Here is a 20,858-nt window from a genome sequence, read left to right as displayed (position 1 = left end):
CAAAATAGATCCTTATAGATCAGCCGGAGGCGTCCAGGTAGTCGGTGAATATTTCTCGGTTAGCATGCCGGTGTAAACGTTAGAAGAAATTGTACGTACCACACTCTCTCTGATATCGCTCATCTCTAAAATCATCGGGCCATTTAGACTACTTCTTGCTTCTAGTAGCCCCTCTACGATTCTTATGAATCGACTCCAAGTAATATTCCCAGTATTTTCAAAATTGAGATCCCCTAAAGGATTTGCTGCCCCCGGTGTGGTTCCTTCACTATGGCCGATACTTCCTAAAACTAGAGGCACCCCACCAGAGAAGTTAGACACAATCTTGAAGAACTGTTCTTCTTCCTCAGACAAATTATGCAATATGCCCCCAGTTCCCTTGTGCATTTTCTGCAATAGGGAGAATAGGAACCCTGACCACTCTAAATAGTTGTTGAAAATCTGGAGATTGGTCACATAGCTATAGCAAGTAGATAACCATTTAGAAAGAGCTCCGGAAGCATCACGAATTTCAGAGAACTCGCTCGCTAACTGATCGAACAGTTCATGGGCACTCGCTTTCTCACCAGCTTCCTGAACCAGATTCCTAGCTCTTTGTGAGACACTTTCTATTTGTTCTATAGTGAAGTGTCCTAACAGAGCGAAGAACCATTCACGCAAGCAACGCTGTTCTATAACAACACGTTTTTGCTCATCACTAGCATCAACAGGAAGTTCCGCTTCTAAATACACGCCGGGACGTAGGCTTCTACAAGAGATTCCTCCCCCCAAGTTGCCAAAGAATCTTGGAGATGTGAAAGCCAACATTTCCATGACATCTCCTGCACATTGTATCTCAGACTTACTTCGCTGCTTAATATGGGAAGATAAGACAATTAACTGAGAGCCTAACATCCGTAAAGCTCCTTCATGACTGTGCTCACCTATTCTCTGTGCATCTTTAAGAAGACTTTCTAATTGATTATTTTCTAATCTCAAGCGCGAGGTCTCTTCCAGATGGTGTAAATGACGCTCGTGCATCTCCTGTTGTAATTTAGTAATCTCCTCTTGCAAGCTCTCTTTCTCTTGAGCATGAAGAGAACGTAAACCTTGCAGCTCTTGAATCAGTTTCTCTTTTTCTTGTTTGTTTTTCTGTAGCAGACCAATGTTGATACGATTTTGCTCAACAGCTTCTAACATACGCGCATTGAGACTCAGCTTTTCTTGTTCTAATCTATCAATCTCAGGTCGTAAGACATTCACAGCATGTTTTAAATTCATTTCATTTGTTAAAGCATGCTGTAAACTTTCGAGATTCTCCTCATTCTGAACAACTAAACCACGCAATTCCTCAGCTTCCATTTTAAGAGCGGTGTTTTCCTCATCTCTGGAAAGCATCTCTTCTTTGATTGCAACGTAGCGTAGTTCCGTATTCGTTAACTCTGTACGTACAATAGCCAGTTCCTCAGACACGTTCATCCGCTCATTGACAACAGTCTCTAAATCTATTGTTAATCTTCGGATTTCCTTTTGAAGAGCTTCAATCTGTGCATCAGAACCAGGATTACTCTCGGTGGTTAAAACAAGCTCTCGTAACTCGTCATTTTCCCTCCGTAGACGTTGTTGTTCTTCTTTGTGTTTTTGAAGATCAACTGTTAACGCCTGTATCTGGTGATTTAACACCTTCTCTCTTTGTTCTAAAGCCGCAAATTCTAAGGAACGTCTTTCACTTTCTTGAATCCCCAAAGTGATCCGGTTATTCACCTCAATAGCTTCCTCAAGAAGCCCCCTATATTTTATAACCTGCTCTTCCAGATCCTGGACAACTTGTTCTTTAACCGTTAATGCATTGCGATACCGTTCGATATCCTGTTGCGTATATTCTCCACCAAAAGGACGATTGCGTAGTCTTTCCACTTCCTCATGTAGTGCTTCCACTTCCTGAGTAAGCGCTAAAAGAGTCGCTTCTTTCTCACGTAAATTATTTGTTAACTGATGTATGTTTCCTGAAGAACGTAGGAACCTTTCTCTGTATTCACTATTAAATGTGATCCGCTCAGCTCTAGAATCGACAACCGCCTCAATATCCTTATCTAAATCAATACGTCTGCTTGTCAATTCTTCTTCTTGCTTAGCTAAAGAAATGAGAGCCTCATAAATCAGAGAAAGCCGGGTGAGTAAAGTATGGCGCTCCTGCAGCAAAGGCTGAAGACCGCTGACCAACCCTGCATGTTGTTGACCGCCACTCGAGTTCTGTGCAATTTGGTCCTCTAATAATCTAATGTTTTGATTAAGAACACCTAAAGTAGATTGTAGATCTACAAGAGCCTCTGTTTGATTGGCTTTTTCAATTCCAGTGTCAGCGAGCTGTTGAATTAATAAATTCCTTTCTTGATGTAAGATCAGTAAACGTTCATCGGGGTTCGCCTCAACCGTTCCTCGTATATGATGATTGTAAGAACGATATAAAAGCTCAAGCTCATCACTAATACGCTCTTGCATTTCACGGAATGCGGATAAATCACAAAAAACAGGGTACCTGTTTTTTGTGCTAGAAGATAAGAGACGGTATAAAGCCACTTCCTTCCTACGCAAATCTCTATCGAATTTTGCTAAAAGTGCCTCTCTTTCTTGAATGATTAATTCTGCATTGCCATTAGGGTCAAAACCGTTTATAGCTAAACTACGCGCATTGGTCGTGGCTAACAACCCATGAAGCTGTGTTTGTAAGTCCCGAATGTTGACTTGTTGTGTGGTTATTTTTTTACTCGGCTGCAGTGATGCATGCAGTAACAAACTCGTGACTAGTAAAACACTACCAATAGCGATAAATACTATACCCAAAACTATGGGGGTAGTTGGCAGTAAAGTAAGTACTAAAACTCCAGCACAAACGGTAAGCAGAGATAAACAGAATAATCCGATACAAGAGGCTCTCTGACATTTTTCTTTCCAGGAGGATGATACTTCGCCTCTCTCTAAAGGAGTTAAGTCTGAAAATAAAGATAAACGAGAACCCAAAGTTTCTGGATGTGACGAAGAAGCTGAGGTGTTTGGTATTAAAGAAGTCATACTAAAAACGCCCTAATTAAAAGTAAATGGAAAAATTTTACAACCCTAAACAACTATAAATCAATTCAAAAAGATTTATTTGTAAGAAATAGATATAAAAATAAAACTAGTTCCTTTACGAAGATTTATTTAATTCGGTAATAAGAATTCTTAACTTAGAAACTCATAAACGCCTGATGACTATAGAAAAAGTATTGATCGTGGATGACGAGCCTCTGTTAAGAGACTTTCTTTCGGAGCTTCTTCTAACCAGAGGACTCTCTCCGTTTACTGCTGATAACGTGAAACAAGGCTGTCATAAGATCAAAACAGAGAAGTATGACCTCATTATTTCAGATATGAACATGCCTGATGGGACAGGCATGGATATCATCAAAACCTCTAAAGAATTTGCGCCCCATACACCTGTTCTAGTGATCACGGCGTACGGAACAATCGAAAATGCTGTAAAAGCCATGCATCATGGGGCATTTAACTACCTCACAAAACCCTTCTCATCGGAAGCCTTGTTTGCTTTCATAGCCAAGGCTGAGGAATTACAAAACCTTGTAAACGAGAATCTTTTGCTAAAATCGCAAATTTCCTCAGAATCTCATCCTCTAATCGCTGAGAGCCCCGCAATGAAGGATTTACTATCTAAAGCAAGAAAAGCCGCGGATAGCTCTGCTAACATTTTTATTCATGGCGAATCTGGCTGTGGGAAAGAAGTCCTTTCGTTTTTTATTCATAGAAATTCCCCTAGAGCTTCCTGCCCCTACATCAAGGTGAATTGCGCTGCCATTCCGGAAACATTGTTAGAATCCGAGTTTTTTGGTCATGAAAAAGGCGCTTTTACAGGAGCCGCAGGAAAAAAGGCAGGGCGTTTTGAGCTCGCACACACCGGGACCCTTTTACTAGACGAGATCACGGAAGTGCCTATCAATCTTCAAGCCAAGCTACTCAGAGCGATTCAGGAGAAAGAATTTGAACACCTTGGAGGAACGAAAACCTTATCGGTAGATGTGCGTATCCTCGCTACATCTAATCGCAACCTTAAAGAAGCTGTAGATCAAAAAATTTTCCGACAAGATTTGTTTTATCGTCTTAACGTGATTCCCCTGTACCTCCCTCCCCTAAGAGAAAGAAAAGATGATATTCTTCCTTTATCACAGTACTTCCTAGAGAAATTCTGTAGGTTAAATAATAAACCAATGAAAACACTTTCGGAAAGCGCCAAATCTGCTCTTCTCGACTATCCTTGGCCCGGGAATATCCGCGAACTCTCCAATGTATTGGAGAGGGCGGTCATCCTAGAAAGTCCCACCCACCTGACCGAGACTATGCTCGCTTTATCCTAACAATAGGGAACGCTGTCCTGGGGAGTTTTTCTTGAGTTTCTGAGGAACTTCTGCTAAGCTCTCCAACCTCAAAGGCCTCCGATCCCGCACGTCAGGAAGTCTTAGGCACCGATAGCTCAATTGGATAGAGTACCTGGCTTCGGACCAGGTGGTTAGAGGTTCGATCCCTCTTCGGTGCGTTAAAAGTTTTTAGAATAAAGGTTTGCCCTCTTATAATAACAGATAGGAGAATCTCTTTTTCTTTTTCTGATTTTTCATCTCCATATGTTGTATCAATCTTTCCACCATAAGGAGACGGCATGCACACCCCTCAGCGTCGAGCAACCCAACAAAAAAAAGCTCCAAAACATGAGGTTGTCAACCTAGAAATTACAGGCAAGTCCTTTCACGTATCTCAACCACTACGCCAGCTCATCATTGAAAAGAGTAGTCAGCTACCTCCACTAGACGCGATTCACATAGTGTTAACCTCTCATAAAGAAAAACAAGGGACGGAAGTACATCTTACCGGTATGAGAAGGAAAGAGACATTCCAGGTAAAAACACAACATAACAATCCCTATAGTGCAGTCATTGCCGCTTTCAAAAAAATCCGTACGTTAGCAAATAAACACCAGAAAATCCGCCAAGACAAGAAGAAACACGATAAAGGCCTATCTAAAAAAGAAGAGCAAATCCTTGAGCTTGAAGAGGATATTCATCTCTATGATGATCTATTACCTTTGGAAACTATGGATGCCTGGGACTCTCTAAAATATTATGGTTATATTCCCGGATCGGCAAAAAAAGTTCTCTGTAGAAAGAAAATTCATCTCCCTATTCTTTCTGAAGATGAGGCGATTAAGAAATTCGAAACTTCCCACAATAAAGTGCTAGTCTTCCTAAACGAAAAAGAGCATAAGATTCAGTTAATCCACAAACAAAACGATGACAATTATGTCCTCATCGAACCAATTATCGCACCAGGATTCCACATCTTTTGATGATCAGGTCACGACGAACACAGATTCTCTCACCATCTTTGACCCGATACGGTATAAAATCTTGGCATCCACACCTGAAGAAAAGGTACGTCAAGAGCTCATTACTTGTCTCGTTGAGGAATTGCACTACCCGCCGTCCCTAATTATTGTCGAAAAAGGTCTGAAGACTTTATTTCCTCTTCTTTCTCGTAAGGAGATACGCCTGCCTCGACGTCGTCCCGATCTCTTGGTGATCACACCAGCAACATATACGGATGCCGAGGGGAAAACCTACAACTTAGGAGAGCCTCGCCCCCTGCTGTTGATTGAATGCAAAGCACGGGTGATTAACCAACAAACACTCAACCAATTATTAAGCTACAACTATATTATCGGATCTCCATGCATCTCTGTTGTTTGCTATAAAAAACAACAAACAGGATTTCTCAATCCCAAAACACACACTTTAGATTTTTATCCAGGACTACCGTGCTATTCCCAACTGATCTCCTACTATCTGACGCTAAACTCTGTACAACCTATAAACTAAAGATATGCACACCCTGACACCGGCAATTACTCTCAAAACTCTTCCTCAAGGGAAACACCATTGCATAACTACAATATTTTCCCCCCTAGGACTTCTTACATTTTTTGCAAAGCAAGGGCAATCTTTATACTATGATTTTCGAGAGGCTCTCATTCCGCTTTCCTTAGGGGTCTACAGCCTTGATCATTCTCCGCCAAAAATGCGCAAACTACTCTTTGCGGAAGTAAAAAATACCTTTACAGCAATCAAATCTGAACTTCCCCTATTACAAGCTGCAGGGAAAATGACACAAAGTATTTTAGGATCACAGTGGCAAGAAAAACCCTCTCAAGAACTTTTTTCTCTTTTTTTAAATTTTCTCCATCGCTTACCGGAAAGTAAAAATCCCGAAATGTTTGCAGCGACTTTCCTACTCAAACTTTTACAATATGAAGGCATCCTCGATCTCTCAACAACATGTGCAGCATGTAAAAAAACTATTCTGTCTGGATCTTTTTATCGTCATAAAGGGAGGAAATTCTGCATAGAACACAGCCCAGAATCTGCTGTGATGATAGAAAACGAAGAAGAGAAAATCCTTCACGCACTCGTGCATGCAAAGAGATTTCAAGATCTTCTACATCTATCAAATTTCCATTTGGAATTTTCAGAAAAGATTACCCTCATGTTTGATAGTGTTTTTCATGAAGATAAACATAAGAAATTACCGCAGAGTAATGGTTCCGCCTGAACTACTCTGCACTTCAAAGACTAGGGTCACAGGAGCAATCCCCACTAAAGAATTATGATAAGTTTTTCTCCAAATTCCTCGACCACGTTTCTCGAAATCCCCTTCCAACACCACCTTTCCTTTTGTAGACACTTTAGTATGAACAATCACACCGACATTCTTCGGTAAAGTCAACGTGAGGGGTTCTACTTCGTTACTCAAGGAGATAGTCGCGTTGCTCTCCCATTTACCACGAAAATCTAAGTCCATTTTACATGAGGAGCAAGAGATCATTAAAGAGGTTAACTTGGGATATCTCCCTGTTAACTTGGCTCTTAAAAATCCAAAGGACCCGTTATAAACAATAGATTCTAATTTTGGGAAATCTCCAGACACATCAAAATGCACACGCTTCTTACGTTGCGCATGAATTTCCATAGTTTCCATATCCGGAAACTCTCCAGAAAAATTAAACCGATCTATATGAAATTTTTCATCTTCAGAGATGTAATGCTCGGAACAAACGGGGAGACTGCATGAGGTGATAAACGAAAATACAAATAGAAAAATAGAAAGAAACCGCAAGGTTTATACCCCAAAATCGAAACTATACTCACTATGAAAATTCAAGATAAAGAAATCAAGGAGAAGAGTCCTATTGGCCACTTCCATTGCGAAAGAGGGGACTCGAACCCCTAAGGAAAGCTCCACTACCACCTCAAGATAGCGCGTATACCAATTCCGCCACTTCCGCAAAAAAAGATAGCTTAACGAGGGGATCCCCTTTACCTCAAGAAAAAAAATGTTTCCGACTGAGTAAAAATGCAGTACATTAGAGGAAGCTTGAACAACAACTGTTAGGAATCATGCGTTGTACTGCCCATTGCACAGCTTCGTCTTATAATTTACACGTGCTCTTTCATTTACTGAAAACTCGCTTCCCTACGGTTTTATCTAGAGAGTACGTTTTAGTATCTTCCGAAAATCCTGAAGAATGTGACAAAATTGCTGTATTTTTCCCTTTTGGTGTGGCTGTTTTCTGGGGTTGGGAGGAGTCTGAAGAAATTAAAATTCTTCAATCTATCGTTACAGCTTCTCCCGAGATCCTCCCCCAACCGGAAATAGACTGCTACAACTTTCATTACGGGGAAAAATTGCAAATACGTAGAGATAGACTCATCCTAGCAGATTCGCAACTCAATACAAAATTAGCCATATCTTTTGGTCTTGCTCAGTCAGTAAAACTGACGATATTTGAAGCGACCATCTATAAAACTATAGAGAATTCTAAACGCCTTCCCCAAGATCTAGCCACAAAAGGGAAAATTTCTATGCCAAGGAAGGCTATTGCCAAAAAAATAGGCAAACTTTTTTTAGACAAAGCCTCTGTCAATCTCCATTCGGATATTCTTGATGAACCCGACTTTTTCTGGGAGCATCCAGAAACACAACCCATCTATATTGACGTTCTTAACTGCTTAGATATTAACGCAAGAATCAATGTTCTCAATCATAGATTAACCATTCTTGGAGATGTCCTCGAAATCTTAAATGACCAACTCAATCACCAACATTCCTCCTCACTAGAGTGGACGATCATTTGGCTAATTATGCTAGAAGTTTCTGTAGCTTTACTGAAAGATGTATTCAATGTCATTTAAACAACTGCTATACAACCTACCTACACACCTCTGCTGTGGTCTCATCCATCTTTACAGATGGACAATTTCTCCTCTATTAGGAAGCCCTTGTAGGTTTTTCCCCACCTGTTCGCAGTACGCTTTACAGGCGTTAAAACATCATAAGTGTATTCGAGGGCTCTGGTTGACAATAAAAAGAATAGGAAAATGTGGGCCCTGGCACCCAGGGGGAATCGATCTTGTCCCTATGACGACTTTGGAGGAAGCTTTAGATGTTTCCCAGGTAACAAACGATGATGACTCAGGTGATTCACACGCATGATGTCTTCAATAGTTACGCCAAAACGGCGTGCGATTAACCATAAAGAATCCCCCTCTTTTACAACATAGTCTTCGTAAACAATAGGTTCCTCTGTCGCGCACGCCTCAGCCTTCTCGGCTTCAACAATAAAAGAACGCGGTGTCTCGACAATCCGATGAATAAAATCCTGAGTATAAGGAGATTCCTTAGGGAGAAGAGCAACAAAGGTTTTCAAATCCTCATCCGTAAATGTATGCAACACCCAATCTGCATCATAAACCAGAAGCAATAAAGCAGCTAGAGGTTCGCCGACACTTGTATAGGTCAATAAAACTTTTTGTCGTTGTTCAGGGGAAATGGCTGTTGCTCGATAATTCTCATTACATAAGGAAAAAAACATCGCCTCCCCATTACGTATAACCATTCTTGCTAAGGAAGCCACGGAAGATACACGCTCTTCAGCACCACAAAGTAATGTGCGAAAATACAGAAATTCTGGGGTGTGACAAAAATGGTACAAACAATCTTCGTCAACGGCCCCCTGCTCTAAATGTGTAGAAATCGCCCTAAACAACCCTCGTGTAGTGAAAGGATAGCGCTCGCGAGATAAGTAATGTCGTACTAAACCGTACTCTTTCTCATCAATATTCGGAAGCAACCATGTTTTCCCCTGACTACGCAACTGAGTGAATGTCAAAGGATGAGAAAGAGCTCCTCCCACATCGACATCATAAGCATGAATAGCGACACTCAACGCCCACAACTTTAATGGTCTCCCGTAGAGCAAATGATCCTCATCCAACAAGCGATACAATTCCTCAAAAGACGCTTCAGATAACCTCTCCAAAAAATCTTCGGGGATTTTTTGTACTCGACAGTTCTTAGCTACTAAAGGACCTGAAAATAACCGCAGTTTATAAATGTCCTTTCTGAAAATAGTTGAGTAAAACAAAAGTAAAAAAACAATATTTAATACTGCGCTTAAAACTAAAGCTTGCTTCAGCCACCGAATCGTTTTTCGCCAAGTCATTAAAGATCACCTCTGAAAGCCGAGCCCCTCTCTAAGCATTAAAATACTTGCCACTATACACTCCTCCTCGTAAAATCTGTCACAAAAATGTCTCACCTTTACTATTCATGCGCGTTTCTTTATCCTCATTACAAAGATTTTTTTCTTCTCCCCTGTCTATCAAACAAATTATAGAAGCTTGTGATCATATAGGTATCGAAACTGAAATAGAAACACTTCTCAGTAACTCATTCTCTTCCATTATCACAGCAAAGATTATACAAACTCTCCCCCATCCCAATGCGGATAAACTCGTAGTGGCTACCCTTTTTGACGGAAAGCAAGAACATCAAGTCGTCTGTGGAGCTCCTAATTGTCGTCCTGATATCATAGTTCCTTTAGCTCTTCCAGGAGCAAAACTCCACGATCACGAAGGGAATCCTTATACAATAAAAAAATCTAAATTGCGTGGTATAGAATCCCAAGGTATGTGCTGTGGCGCTGATGAATTAGGATTTTCTCGTCTCCAAAAAACAGAAAGGGGATTATTTGAATTTCCTACAAACACTCCCTTAGGAGAAAGTGCCTGTGCCCTACTTGCCGATACATGGATTGAATTCTCTCTGACTCCGAATCTTGGCCACTGCGCCTCCCTTTTAGGTCTTGCTAGAGAAATTGCGCATGTCACCCATGTCGACCTTATTCTACCTCAGGAGTTTGCATTTTCTCCTTTAGAAATAATTACCAAAGACAGCCCTTCTCATGACACGAGTATTTGTCCCTTTTTCTGCTGCGTAAAAATTTCTGGAGTATGTGGGGAAACCTCTCCTCAAGAGCTACAACAGGCTCTCAGCCAACTCAAACAGAAATCTATTAATACCATTGTAGACATCACGAATTACATCATGTTGGCTTTGGGGCAACCTCTCCACGTCTACGACGCAAAAACTGTAGATATCGACTCCTTACACGCTGAAAAAGCACAAGAACAACATGGTCTAAAACTCTTAAATAATGAAGAGGTTCTGATCCCACAAGGAACAGCGATTATCTGTGATAAAAACCATACCGTAGGTTTAGCAGGTGTCATGGGAAGTGGGGATTCTTCCTTCAACGAAACAACTACAGACATTATTTTAGAAGCTGCGTATTTTCTTCCCAAGGCTATCCGCGCCTCTCAAACGCGTATTCCCCTGCATTCTGAAGCTGCCTACCGCTTTACACGAGGTACCGATCCGGATCATGTTCTGCCTTCTCTCTACGCAGCCATCCACTACATACAAAAGCTTTTCCCCAAAGCTAAGGTTGCTCCTATTCATGTTTTAGGTTCTATACCACCATCTCCTACTCTAACCTTACGCACGGAAATGGTAGAACGCGTGCTTGGAGTCCCTCTTAGTCATTCTCAAGTACATGAAGAACTTGCCTCTTTAGGCTTTACTGTGACTTCCCAAGACCAAGGGAGCCTCTCTGTGCAGGTGCCTGCGTATCGTCATGACATCCGTGAGGAAATCGATCTTGTTGAAGAGATTTGCAGAACGCAGCCATGGAAAACAGAGAAGAAAAAAGCTCCTGCCACTTATAGCCCTCTATATGCGTTTAAACGAGAAATTGTCGACTTCTTAGCACAATCTGGGTTGCAACAATTTTTCACCTGCGACCTTTTGGATATGGAGACTGCAGCCTTACATAGGCAAGAAACGGATTATATTGCACTGCAAGGCTCTAAACACGCTACTGTACTACGAGATTCTTTGCTGCCTGGACTATTAAAAAGTACAGCAACAAATTTAAATAGACAAGCTCCCTACGCACATGCTTTTGAGTTAGGGACGATTTACACTAAGAAAAATGCCCAATATCAAGAAACGCAAAGTTTAGGTATCATCCTATCAGGGGAAGCAGAAGAACTCTCTTGGGTATTTCATGAGCGTGTTTTGTCTTTCTATTCAATAAAAGGATGGCTAGAGAGATTATTCCGCCATTTCCATATTTCTTCGAAGACTTACACAATTCGTCCCAGTGAACACCCGAATTTTCATCCCTATCAGCAAGCGGAGCTCTATCTTCACAAGCATCTGTTAGGACGCTTTGGGACATTACATCCTCAGCTATGTAAAAAAGCTCACATCAAGCATCCTGTATTCTTTGCAGAGCTCTCGGTGGACTCTCTTTTACATACACAAAAGAAAGCTATAGCTCGCTACCAGCCGTACCCTATTTACCCTTCTTCATTCAGGGATATCACACTGACCGTTGATGAGTCTGTCCCAGCAGATGCATTAAGGAAGAAACTTTTAAGTTTCCCTTCTAAATGGCTTGAAAGTGTTTCCATTATCAGTATATACCAAAATAAGAACCCTACCGCACAAAATAAAAATGTTTCCCTACGTCTTTTATTCCAAGACAAGGAAAGAACATTATCTAATCAAGAAATAGAAGAAGAACATGAGCGTTTACTTGCTATGCTTAATGAGCAACTAGACGATACAAAAGGAACAATCGATTCATGAAACAGCTGCTTTTTTGCATTTGCGCACTCTCTTTTTCATGCTTTACCTATGGGTCTACTCTAAAACAAGATCCTTCGGTGATGAAGGAGACTTTCCGAAATAATTACGGAATTATCGTATCAGGAAGAGATTGGGTGAAGCGGGGCTGTGATGGAACAATCACTAAAGTTTTAAAAGACGGATCGACTCTTTATGAAACTTACGTTCAAGGTCTTCTTCACGGCGAGATCACAATCACCTTCCCCCATTCTACAACGCTATCGGTAATCAAAACCTATGACCAGGGAAGGCTTGTTTCTCATAAAACATTCTTTTCTAATGGTCTCCCATCTCAAGAAGAAGTCTTCCAAGAAGATGGATCTCTTACTGTGACTCGCTGGCCAGATAATAAAAATAACGACACCATCACAGAACCATATTTTATTGAAACTACCTATCAAGGACGGGTAATTGAAGGCAGCTATTCTTCTTTTAACGGGAAATACACCTCAACTATCCGGAATGGAGAAGGCGTTCGTTCGAACTTCTCTCCAAATAATGTGCTGCTTTACGAAGAAACATTCAACGATGGGGTGATGGTAAAAAGAACCACCTTTTATGCTACCAGAGATCCGGAAACGATTACCCATTATGTGAATGGCCAGCCTCATGGTTTACGTTTAACTTATCTTCCTGGGGGGATCCCAAACACTATTGAAGAGTGGCGCTATGGCTACCAAGACGGAACAACAACAGTGTTTAAAAACGGTTGTAAAGCTGCAGAGATTCCTTTTGTAAAAGGAGCTAAGGAAGGATATGAATTACGCTATAACGAAGAAGAAGTCATAGCGGAAGAAGTGTCTTGGAGAAATAACTTGCCTCATGGTATGAGGAAAATCTACGCTGCCGGTGTATATAAATGTGAATGGTATCACCGTGGACGCCTAGTCTCAAAAACAAAATTCGAGAGACTCAATAATGCGGGATAATGTAGTTTTCCATGTCCGAAAATCTTTACTTAGTTTCTGATGATTCTAAATTTTCTCTATCGCAAGCCTGTTCTCAAGGCTTGCAGCTAGCCAAATATCCTCCCTTACAAGTCATCGTTCATTTTCAAAACAATGCCGTTGTAAAAACTGAGTTATCGGTATCTCCGGTATTTTCTTGTTTATTTTTAGGTCCCGGCTCTCATAAAGCTATGGAAGAAATCGTTTTACTATGTGCGAAATACTCTCAGAAAATAGACATGCCACGTTCTTCTTACATCAATACATCGATTCTAAAGAAACAACAAGAAATGATACTCAACTATGTGGCTACGATTCCTTTCGGGCAAACGCGCACCTATGGAGATATTGCTCAATCAACAGACACTCACCCTCGTACAGTAGGAGCAGTGTGTAAGCAGAATCCTTTTCTTTTGTTTTTCCCCTGCCACAGAGTCATAGGAAGTCATGGCGAACGCCATTACTGTGCAGGAAAACAGATCCAAGATATCCTCCTCAATTTTGAGGGGTCTATAAGTTAGTCTTGTAATTTAGGATCTAGAGCGTCTCGAATACCATCTCCTATTAATGCTATAGCAATAAGCAAAGCGGTAAGCATAATGGCAGGAGGCCAAAGAATACAGCTTTCCGAAGGAAAAGCTGTCACTCCTTCTTTCATAAGATTTCCCCAAGACGCAGAGCTTTCCTCTCCGAGACCTAAAAATGTCAACCCCGCCTCACAGCTAATCATTGCCATCATAGAAAACGGTAGTAGGGAAATCACCGGGACAATCGCATTAGGAAGTATCTGATGTACCATAATGTGATAATGGCTGTAACACATATTTGTCGCCGCTAACACATAGGACATATTGCGTTGTTTTAAGGTTTCTATTCTGATGTATCTGCTAAATCCTGTCCAACCGAAACATCCAAGTAAGATTGTATCTAAAAATAAGGATTTTTTCTGCGTTATAGACACCACGAGCATCAAAATAAACAACATGGGCATGGTTTCCCAAATCTCAGTAAATCTAGAAAGAACCATATCCGTAGTTCCGCCAAAATACCCAGAAACTAAACCAATAACCGTACCAATAAACAAAGCAATGGCAACGGAGATCCCTCCGACAACTATAGCAATACGAATCCCGAAAATTAAAGAGGCTAAAAGATCTTTGCGATTAATTCGTGTGCGCTGCCACCAACGTATGTACTTATTCATCTCATGAGAACCTCCCGCATCATCTTCCCAATGGAAAGAACTCAGCAACGGGTTGATAAGAATGTGGAGTTTTTCAGATTCTTCGTTAATCCACGCACGTTTATCTTGAATAAAGTTAATCGCGCTATGGATTTTATTGTATTCCTCAAGAACTCGACGTGTACTTAATAGGTGCTTACGGAAAGGTTCCGCTTCTTCTTCTATCGAAGAATACGCTGAACGTAATCTCTCATTATGATCTTTATTATACAAAGCTAGGTTCAGATCATGTTCGACTCGAGTGAGCGCCATAAGAAAAGGACGGTACTCATCTATTGCCTTATACCAAGTTTGTAATGCTGATTCGTAAGAAGCGTGCAACTTGTCTAGTCTTTGTTGTAAACGCTCCAAACATACCTGCTCATTTTTCATCTGTGAGTAGTACAGCGTGGGCATTGGTGAACCTTTGTACCCCTCATACGCCACACAATACTTCTGTAATTTCTCGTGCTGTAATTTACGGTATTTTGACTTTATCAAAATCCCCAACTGCTCGTACTTACTCATGTATGTCTTTTCTAATTCCCAAGTACGCAAATCTTTAGGAAGTAAAACGATATTTTCTGTTCTGCTATTGGCAATTTGCGAAAGGATTTTCTCTGCTCGCAATTTTTTCAGATTTTCATCTCCAGTGGGATCTTGAATATTCCCTTGGTATACAAAGATAAATCCTAATACTTGAGCAAGAGTTAAAATCCCAAGAAGAGCCCTACGAGCTCTTCTCTTAAAGAGCTTACAGGCTATAAAGAACAACGGCAGAGTTGCCATCAAAACATTAAAAAACAGATCTATAGCCTTAGTATAAAAACCTGGGAACCATAAATATCTAAATAAAGGGAAATATAGAGACCCTTCCCATTGAACTACAATAGGTTTACTACTCGCAAATAGAGGCGCATATACACCTACAAGTACTAATGCGATAACAAACTTCCATGACAGAGAGGCAAGGAAATTCTTATGGTATGCCTGAAAGAATCGGCGATAAAAAGAAGTCAGGGATTCCATTTTAAACCCTCTTACCTCCTAGTTGTACCCTCGGATCTAATAGCACGTAGCAAATATCCCCTATTAAATAACCTAATAGGGATAGAGCGGATCCAACGAGGACAGAAAACAACACCACATTATGATCTCGATTTAAAATGGCCTGATAGAAAAATCTCCCAAACCCATCTATATCAAACAGGGTTTCTACAACTAAAGCCCCTCCCAATATAGCGCCTAAAGACGAAGCTAGTGAAGTAATCAAGGAAGAAGCTGCATTCTTTCCTACGTGCTTGACAAGAATATCATAACGAGACACACCACGAGCTCGTGCAGCACAAACATAGTCTTCTCCTAGGATTTCTAAAAAAACCGATCTACTTAACCGTGACTGAGAAGCAAATGCCCCATAACTTACAGCACAAAAAGGAAGAAAGCTATGAGCTAAGGTATCTAAAATCTTCCCCCAAGAACTCAACTGATTGAAAATTTCCGGAGAGGATTTTAAGCCACTGTATGGCATAGGAATAGAGGTAAATGGGATGGTTTTATTAATTACGAAATTATCAATAATCCAAGGAACAGCCACAAAGACAGGAACAGAGAATAGAAACAGGAAGATAAAATTCAGTGTATGATCGATCCAACGGTTTCTATTTAACGCCATAAGCATGCCAAATACTTGACATAAGATAAACACTAGGATCATAGGGAAAACTGATAGCGTTAACGAAGAACGCAAACGTTTAACCACTTCAGAAACTACCGTTTTATGTGGATCATTACGTAAGGTTCCGAAATCCAAACGTAAAACACGCGACATATAGCGAGCAAAACGTGTTTCTAAAAAAAAGGTCTTCCAAGAAAAGTGTCTATAGGCAAAGGCTTCCATGCCTCCTTCCTGACGGAACCACTCCTTTAAAGAATCTACCTTAATCCCAATATCTTCTTCAGAAAGAAGCTTCACAAGCATAGCATTGCTTTTGGACACTCTTTCATTATACGCATATTGTTCTGGGGATAAGCCTGAGCCAACTATTCCCTGACGGATAGCTCCACGAATGAATAAGTCTGCGGCAACATGACGATAGGAAGGTGTTTTTGTATTGTCGTTAGCTTCAAATAATAATACGGGCAGAAGAAATTTTGCCCTATCACCCCAATAAATCTTTAATTTAGAAAAAGATTGCTTCTTGATGAAGCAATCGACGATTTCTTCTATCCCGCTCTTGACTTTAGCGTGTGAAATTGCAGGACGCGTATTAAAAAAAATGGGTAGAGTTAAGCCATAATGCTCGCGAAACTGTAAATAGCGATCAGGACCTTTGTATGTACGGATCTTATCCGACTTCCCTGGATCTCCAAAGGAATCCACGGATTGCTCTTCGATAACGTCTCCTGGAGCTGCGTTCAATATAATGAAATTAATGGAAATAATGGCAAACAGCGTCAGAGGAATTAATATCAGACGTTTCAAGATATACTTAAGCACTCTTCCTCCTTCCTGTCTAACCAAACCATATGAAGATTCACCATTTCGTCTTGAGCGTCAGGGATTAAATCTGTTCTCTGTTTGGGGACAAAGACGTTTTTCACGTAATCTTTATAGAGTAAAGAAAAAGTACGGGAGTATAAGAAAGCATAAGGAGATTCTTCATGAATAACTTCATGAAAACGATGGTATAGATCTACGCGTTTATTGGCGTCATATTCATAGCTAAGTTCATCTATAATTTTATCAGCTTCAGGATTATGGAAACCAACGACATTAGCTGAGCCTTTTTCCATTGCCCCCTCCGAATGCCAAAGGGCTCGAGGATCCTCGGGAGGCGATCCTAGACACCAGCCTGTAAGCAAAGCATCGAAATTCTTTTCTTCAAATGCTTGGGATAGGTCAGCGGTATCTAATCCTAATAAACTACACTCAATACCTATCTCTTTACACACGGTAGCTACATATTCTGCAATCGTGCGGCCGGTGACACTTTTGACATAGTAACAAAGGCGGAAACGAAAAGGAATCACCACGCCATCTATGACTTTTTCTCGGATACCATCGCCGTCAATATCTATCCATCCCTCTTCTTCTAAAATACGCGCAGCCTCTTCTGGAGAATAATGCCAGCCTTCGATTTTTTGATTATAGGCAGGAGAAAAAGGCGAGAAGGGCCCGCTAATGACATGCGCTCGACCATCTAAACACTCTTCTATAATCCTATCACGATCTATGAGCATATTCATAGCGCGTCGCACTTGACGGTTCTCAAAAAATAATGAGTAACAATTCCAACCAATGTACGCGTACGAACGATCTGGGTAGATCATCTCACGAATAGCTTCGCCTCGGGAAGCTTGATTTTTATAGGCCGGAGTTTTCATGAAACTCACGAGATTATCCACGTGATTTGGTGGTAAATAAGCCAAGTCTAGTTTCCCTGATTTGAAGTCCTGAAATAGTGAGTCTGAGTTATCTTTAATATAAACATAACGCTTCTCAATTAGAGCTTCTTTAGGGTTATAGTGGTGAGGATTCCTCGTGAAGATCAGTTTTTCATCATCCATTCCAGAAAAATAAAATGCGCCGCAGCTCACAATATAGTTCATAGACCAGTGTGAGGAGAAGTTTTGCGCCCATACCGAATCTTTACGATAGGTGTCAGGATCAGAGTCATTTTTAATGATCTTCTCTCCATTAGCAAAATACTGATAAACGAAACGTGGAAGGGGTTTTAAAGATAAAGTATTAAAGAAAGCGGAGTAGAGCACTTTCTTCTCCTCTTTGCCCTCTTCATTTACAAGAGTATGAGCTTTCCAGCGCACTATAAATTTTAAATCATTTTCTACTTGGATAGAGACGATATCTTCGAGGTATGAACGCAAAGCTACGGCACGCATCTCTGCAATATACGGATTCATCACGGCATCGTAATAAAATTTGAAATCATAAGCCGTGACAGGGTGTGGCTGCATGAAATGCTCGGCTAGCTGTACATGTTTAGGGAAACGCAAGGGATCAACGGGGACCCAAAATACATTAGGACGTAAATAAATATGAAACTCACGATCACCAGAGTCGTCTGAGGCCATGCGTTCTTCTATTTTTAAGGCCAGACCTGGGGCAAATTCTTCGTGTTTCCCTACATGAGTATTGGCTAACCCAGGAACACATAAATCATACATTTTTACGACATAATCATACCCGTTAAAAGGGCTCAAATTGTCTGGTTTCCCCACATGAGCGGTACGTAAAACGCCTTTAGGAACAAAATCCTCTCCGATAAGTTCCGTTAAAGTTGTTTCCATGTAAGGGTCTGGGGAAAGTAGATTAGGATAACGCGGATCTCCGACTTCTACAAAAGCAGAACACGTAGTTGCTGATAAGGAAGAAGAACATGATGGATTTAGAGATCGCGTAGCATGATTTTGCTTCACGATGCTGAGTAATTCTTGGATGTCTTCTTGTACATCTCGAACATTCATTTTGATTAACTTGATGTCTTTTTCAAGCAAATCAGACGACCAGTATAACAAAACCAAAGAGGCAACGACTACACACTTTAAAATTTTGTCTATTACACACCGTTTATTCATATAAAACAGATCCTCTGCCAAAGACTGCAGCACTCTGACAGTTCCTGAAAAACATGTCTTTCAGCCTTTAAGCTTTTCAAGACTCCACCACCCGGCTATTATAGCAAACTCTAACAAAATCAGCTAAAATTTTTGAGATAACAAGCTCTATCAAAACAACAAAAAAATTATTTACTTTCTTTAAAAAACGTAAAAAGCACCCAAGATTTACTTATAAAAACTCTTTCTTTTTCTAGATCCATACCATTGCGTTGCCTTGGATACTATCGCAAAAATCTAGTAAATTTTTTCTTATAATCTATGCATTACATGGCCATCAGGATGGAGCAAAAGTGTAGTGCAGTACACATTAGGCACAAAATACGTTACCGTTTACTGACTTTCTATCTTTCCTTCTTCAAAGTTTAAAATACATTCCCAATTAGGTTTTACAAATTAAAGTTTCCGATATTAAACATGCATCAAATAAAAAACCTAAACATATTACTTTATCTGATCTTAAACAAAACGAACGATCTTTTTGAAAAGGTTGTAAATAATCTTCTTTATTAATGCAATAATTTAATACATATGGAAACCAGATGCGTAATAGACTATGAGATCCTATTCCTCTTTTAAAAATTTTAAAATAAAACGGATTGTGGATGTGAATTTATTCTATTTTTCATGACCTAGGGGGGCAGTAGGATATGCATAGGGTGAGAATGGGGTTGAGATCCCCATCAAGGGCTACCCACCTGTAGAAAACAGTCTTGCAAATCTATACCAGGCAATTTGACACTTATTAAACGGAAACGGGACACTCAAGGACTTATTAAGTTGTCTTAAATTGAATATGAGCAAGTGAAAAAGACTTTAGGCGAAGTCGTTTAAGAGGATGTCACAACGAGAAACAGGGGCGTCCCCCTGTTTCATCAACACAAGTAGAACTCTTACTGATGATGCTCGACAGTGTGATTATCACTTTTTTTGTTTTCAGATTCAGAATCTTGATCACCATTCTCGCTTACTTTTACCTCATCATTTTCATCAGCGAAAATAGTCGTTCCATAAGTACATGAAGAAGCTAAAAGAAGCGCTAAGATTAATTTTTTCATTTCTATTCTCCTTGTTGTATACGCCAAACAAAACACCCCCCTACCATATCTAGAAAAACTAAAAATATGGGGGAAGTTAATACTGGCATAAAGGTTTCTAGAGATTCTATGAAAAAATAAGAATAATGCGCAATGAAAAAACCCTAACGCTTCGATGCGTATTGATATACTTTTCACTATTGTAAAAATACATTCCGCATGATCTTATAAACGCAACCGGGAGATTTTACCTAAGCTTTATTGATTCTTAGGAAAAGCTTTCAGGGGCTATTTCAAAGGCATTTGTGCCTGTAGTACCCATGACCATGCACATAGACAATCTCTTGTTCGACTGATTCCGTTGTAGAATGCGCGTGCTCATAAATTTGCACCTCATCAGAGAACATCGTGGTCCCACAAGTACATCCAGAAGCCAACAAAAAACTGAAAATGAAGTTTTTCATTTCTATGCTCCTTGTTGTATACGCCAAACAAAACATCCTCTTACCCTATCTAGAAAACTAAAAACAGAGAGCGGAGAGTCAGGTTGATATAAAAACCGCTGGGTATTTTACGAAGAACAAGTATAACGAACAATTTAAAAAACTACATTCTTCTCATGATAGCTCTAGAAAAGATAAGCTGCATTCTTGAAAAGTGCGCTGCGTATCTATGCATCCCCCTTGCCCTTTTAGGTCGTTTTTCCTACCTATAGACCGTAAAAGCATGACGGACTGTCAATCTTTGGAAATCTCTGCATAGCAAGTCAGAAAATGTATAAACTCAAAAATCATTTCACATCTTCGAAATCTCTAGGGAATGTGAGGAGAAGTCTGATGGACATGGATAGACGGGTCTATACCTGTGGTAATAAAAAGGATCCTCTTAGAAAGTAACCTTGAG

Annotated in this window: 17 protein-coding genes and 2 tRNA genes; 10 read left to right on the top strand and 9 right to left on the bottom strand. The window is 40.3% G+C overall.

The genetic code is table 11. The annotated features are described in order from the left end of the window. Positions 1-12: 12 nt before the first annotated feature. On the bottom strand, positions 13-3,051 hold the full coding sequence (locus FI836_RS03520) for a membrane protein (protein WP_014943677.1): 3,039 nt from the start codon (positions 3,049-3,051) through the stop codon (positions 13-15). Between the two features lie 176 nt (positions 3,052-3,227). Here FI836_RS03520 and FI836_RS03515 point away from each other — a divergent pair, with 176 nt between their 5' ends. From FI836_RS03515 to recO, 5 genes are all read left to right on the top strand, one after another. After that, positions 3,228-4,388: a sigma-54-dependent transcriptional regulator gene (locus FI836_RS03515; protein WP_014943676.1), complete on the top strand. Its 1,161-nt coding sequence runs from the start codon at positions 3,228-3,230 to the stop codon at positions 4,386-4,388. A gap of 105 nt (positions 4,389-4,493) precedes the next feature. Then, positions 4,494-4,567 (top strand) — tRNA-Arg (locus tag FI836_RS03510). 120 nt (positions 4,568-4,687) lie between these two features. Then, complete coding sequence (locus FI836_RS03505; protein ID WP_014943674.1) at positions 4,688-5,371, top strand: HPF/RaiA family ribosome-associated protein; 684 nt, start codon at positions 4,688-4,690, stop codon at positions 5,369-5,371. Then, the gene (locus FI836_RS03500) at positions 5,325-5,900 is read left to right on the top strand and encodes a type I restriction enzyme HsdR N-terminal domain-containing protein (protein WP_014943673.1); all 576 of its coding nucleotides are present in this window, start codon (positions 5,325-5,327) and stop codon (positions 5,898-5,900) included. Before FI836_RS03505 ends, FI836_RS03500 begins: the two co-directional genes overlap by 47 nt. A gap of 4 nt (positions 5,901-5,904) precedes the next feature. Next, positions 5,905-6,630 carry a DNA repair protein RecO gene (recO, locus tag FI836_RS03495; protein WP_014943672.1) on the top strand — a complete coding sequence of 242 codons (726 nt, stop codon included), beginning with the start codon at positions 5,905-5,907 and terminating at the stop codon, positions 6,628-6,630. Here recO and FI836_RS03490 read toward each other — a convergent pair. Together FI836_RS03490 and FI836_RS03485 are read right to left on the bottom strand one after the other, a co-directional pair. Continuing rightward, positions 6,604-7,194: a hypothetical protein gene (locus FI836_RS03490; protein WP_014943671.1), complete on the bottom strand. Its 591-nt coding sequence runs from the start codon at positions 7,192-7,194 to the stop codon at positions 6,604-6,606. The two genes, recO and FI836_RS03490, sit on opposite strands and share 27 nt — an antisense overlap. An 87-nt stretch (positions 7,195-7,281) precedes the next feature. Then, positions 7,282-7,363: transfer RNA gene (locus FI836_RS03485), tRNA-Leu, on the bottom strand. Between the two features lie 112 nt (positions 7,364-7,475). Here FI836_RS03485 and FI836_RS03480 point away from each other — a divergent pair. Both FI836_RS03480 and yidD read left to right on the top strand, forming a co-directional pair. Continuing rightward, positions 7,476-8,270 carry an RMD1 family protein gene (locus FI836_RS03480; protein WP_139934577.1) on the top strand — a complete coding sequence of 265 codons (795 nt, stop codon included), beginning with the start codon at positions 7,476-7,478 and terminating at the stop codon, positions 8,268-8,270. Beyond that, the gene (gene yidD / locus FI836_RS03475; RefSeq protein ID WP_080588271.1) at positions 8,260-8,571 is read left to right on the top strand and encodes a membrane protein insertion efficiency factor YidD; all 312 of its coding nucleotides are present in this window, start codon (positions 8,260-8,262) and stop codon (positions 8,569-8,571) included. The genes FI836_RS03480 and yidD overlap by 11 nt, the downstream gene beginning before the upstream one ends. Here the strand turns inward: yidD and FI836_RS03470 are convergent. After that, positions 8,495-9,580 carry a LysM peptidoglycan-binding domain-containing protein gene (locus tag FI836_RS03470; protein ID WP_014943670.1) on the bottom strand — a complete coding sequence of 362 codons (1,086 nt, stop codon included), beginning with the start codon at positions 9,578-9,580 and terminating at the stop codon, positions 8,495-8,497. The genes yidD and FI836_RS03470 overlap by 77 nt on opposite strands. Positions 9,581-9,687: 107 nt before the next feature. On the opposite strand from FI836_RS03470, the gene pheT reads away from it, so the two are divergent. The 3 genes from pheT to FI836_RS03455 are packed head-to-tail and all read left to right on the top strand — an operon-like array spanning position 9,688 to position 13,579. Next, complete coding sequence (pheT, locus tag FI836_RS03465; RefSeq protein WP_014943669.1) at positions 9,688-12,072, top strand: phenylalanine--tRNA ligase subunit beta; 2,385 nt, start codon at positions 9,688-9,690, stop codon at positions 12,070-12,072. After that, complete coding sequence (locus FI836_RS03460; protein WP_014943668.1) at positions 12,069-13,040, top strand: toxin-antitoxin system YwqK family antitoxin; 972 nt, start codon at positions 12,069-12,071, stop codon at positions 13,038-13,040. Before pheT ends, FI836_RS03460 begins: the two co-directional genes overlap by 4 nt. An 11-nt stretch (positions 13,041-13,051) precedes the next feature. After that, positions 13,052-13,579 carry an MGMT family protein gene (locus tag FI836_RS03455; RefSeq protein WP_139934576.1) on the top strand — a complete coding sequence of 176 codons (528 nt, stop codon included), beginning with the start codon at positions 13,052-13,054 and terminating at the stop codon, positions 13,577-13,579. On the opposite strand, the gene FI836_RS03450 is transcribed toward FI836_RS03455, so the two are convergent. From FI836_RS03450 to FI836_RS05225, 5 genes are all read right to left on the bottom strand, one after another. Continuing rightward, positions 13,576-15,309: an ABC transporter permease gene (locus FI836_RS03450; RefSeq protein WP_014943666.1), complete on the bottom strand. Its 1,734-nt coding sequence runs from the start codon at positions 15,307-15,309 to the stop codon at positions 13,576-13,578. The two genes, FI836_RS03455 and FI836_RS03450, sit on opposite strands and share 4 nt — an antisense overlap. 1 nt (position 15,310) lies before the next feature. Next, the gene (locus FI836_RS03445; protein ID WP_014943665.1) at positions 15,311-16,780 is read right to left on the bottom strand and encodes an ABC transporter permease; all 1,470 of its coding nucleotides are present in this window, start codon (positions 16,778-16,780) and stop codon (positions 15,311-15,313) included. Next, the gene (locus FI836_RS03440) at positions 16,762-18,879 is read right to left on the bottom strand and encodes an ABC transporter substrate-binding protein (RefSeq protein WP_041460085.1); all 2,118 of its coding nucleotides are present in this window, start codon (positions 18,877-18,879) and stop codon (positions 16,762-16,764) included. The genes FI836_RS03445 and FI836_RS03440 overlap by 19 nt, the downstream gene beginning before the upstream one ends. A 932-nt stretch (positions 18,880-19,811) precedes the next feature. Further along, positions 19,812-19,976 carry a hypothetical protein gene (locus FI836_RS05230; protein WP_014943663.1) on the bottom strand — a complete coding sequence of 55 codons (165 nt, stop codon included), beginning with the start codon at positions 19,974-19,976 and terminating at the stop codon, positions 19,812-19,814. A 272-nt stretch (positions 19,977-20,248) separates the two neighbouring features. Further along, the gene (locus FI836_RS05225) at positions 20,249-20,419 is read right to left on the bottom strand and encodes a hypothetical protein (protein WP_172600736.1); all 171 of its coding nucleotides are present in this window, start codon (positions 20,417-20,419) and stop codon (positions 20,249-20,251) included. Positions 20,420-20,858: the final 439 nt, after the last annotated feature.

Source organism: Chlamydophila parapsittaci (genome assembly GCF_006385615.1).
In the GTDB taxonomy this organism is placed as follows: Bacteria; Chlamydiota; Chlamydiia; order Chlamydiales; family Chlamydiaceae; genus Chlamydia; species Chlamydia psittaci.
The sequence above is the reverse complement of the archived record's forward strand: the minus strand, read 5'-3'. Positions and strand labels throughout refer to the sequence as shown.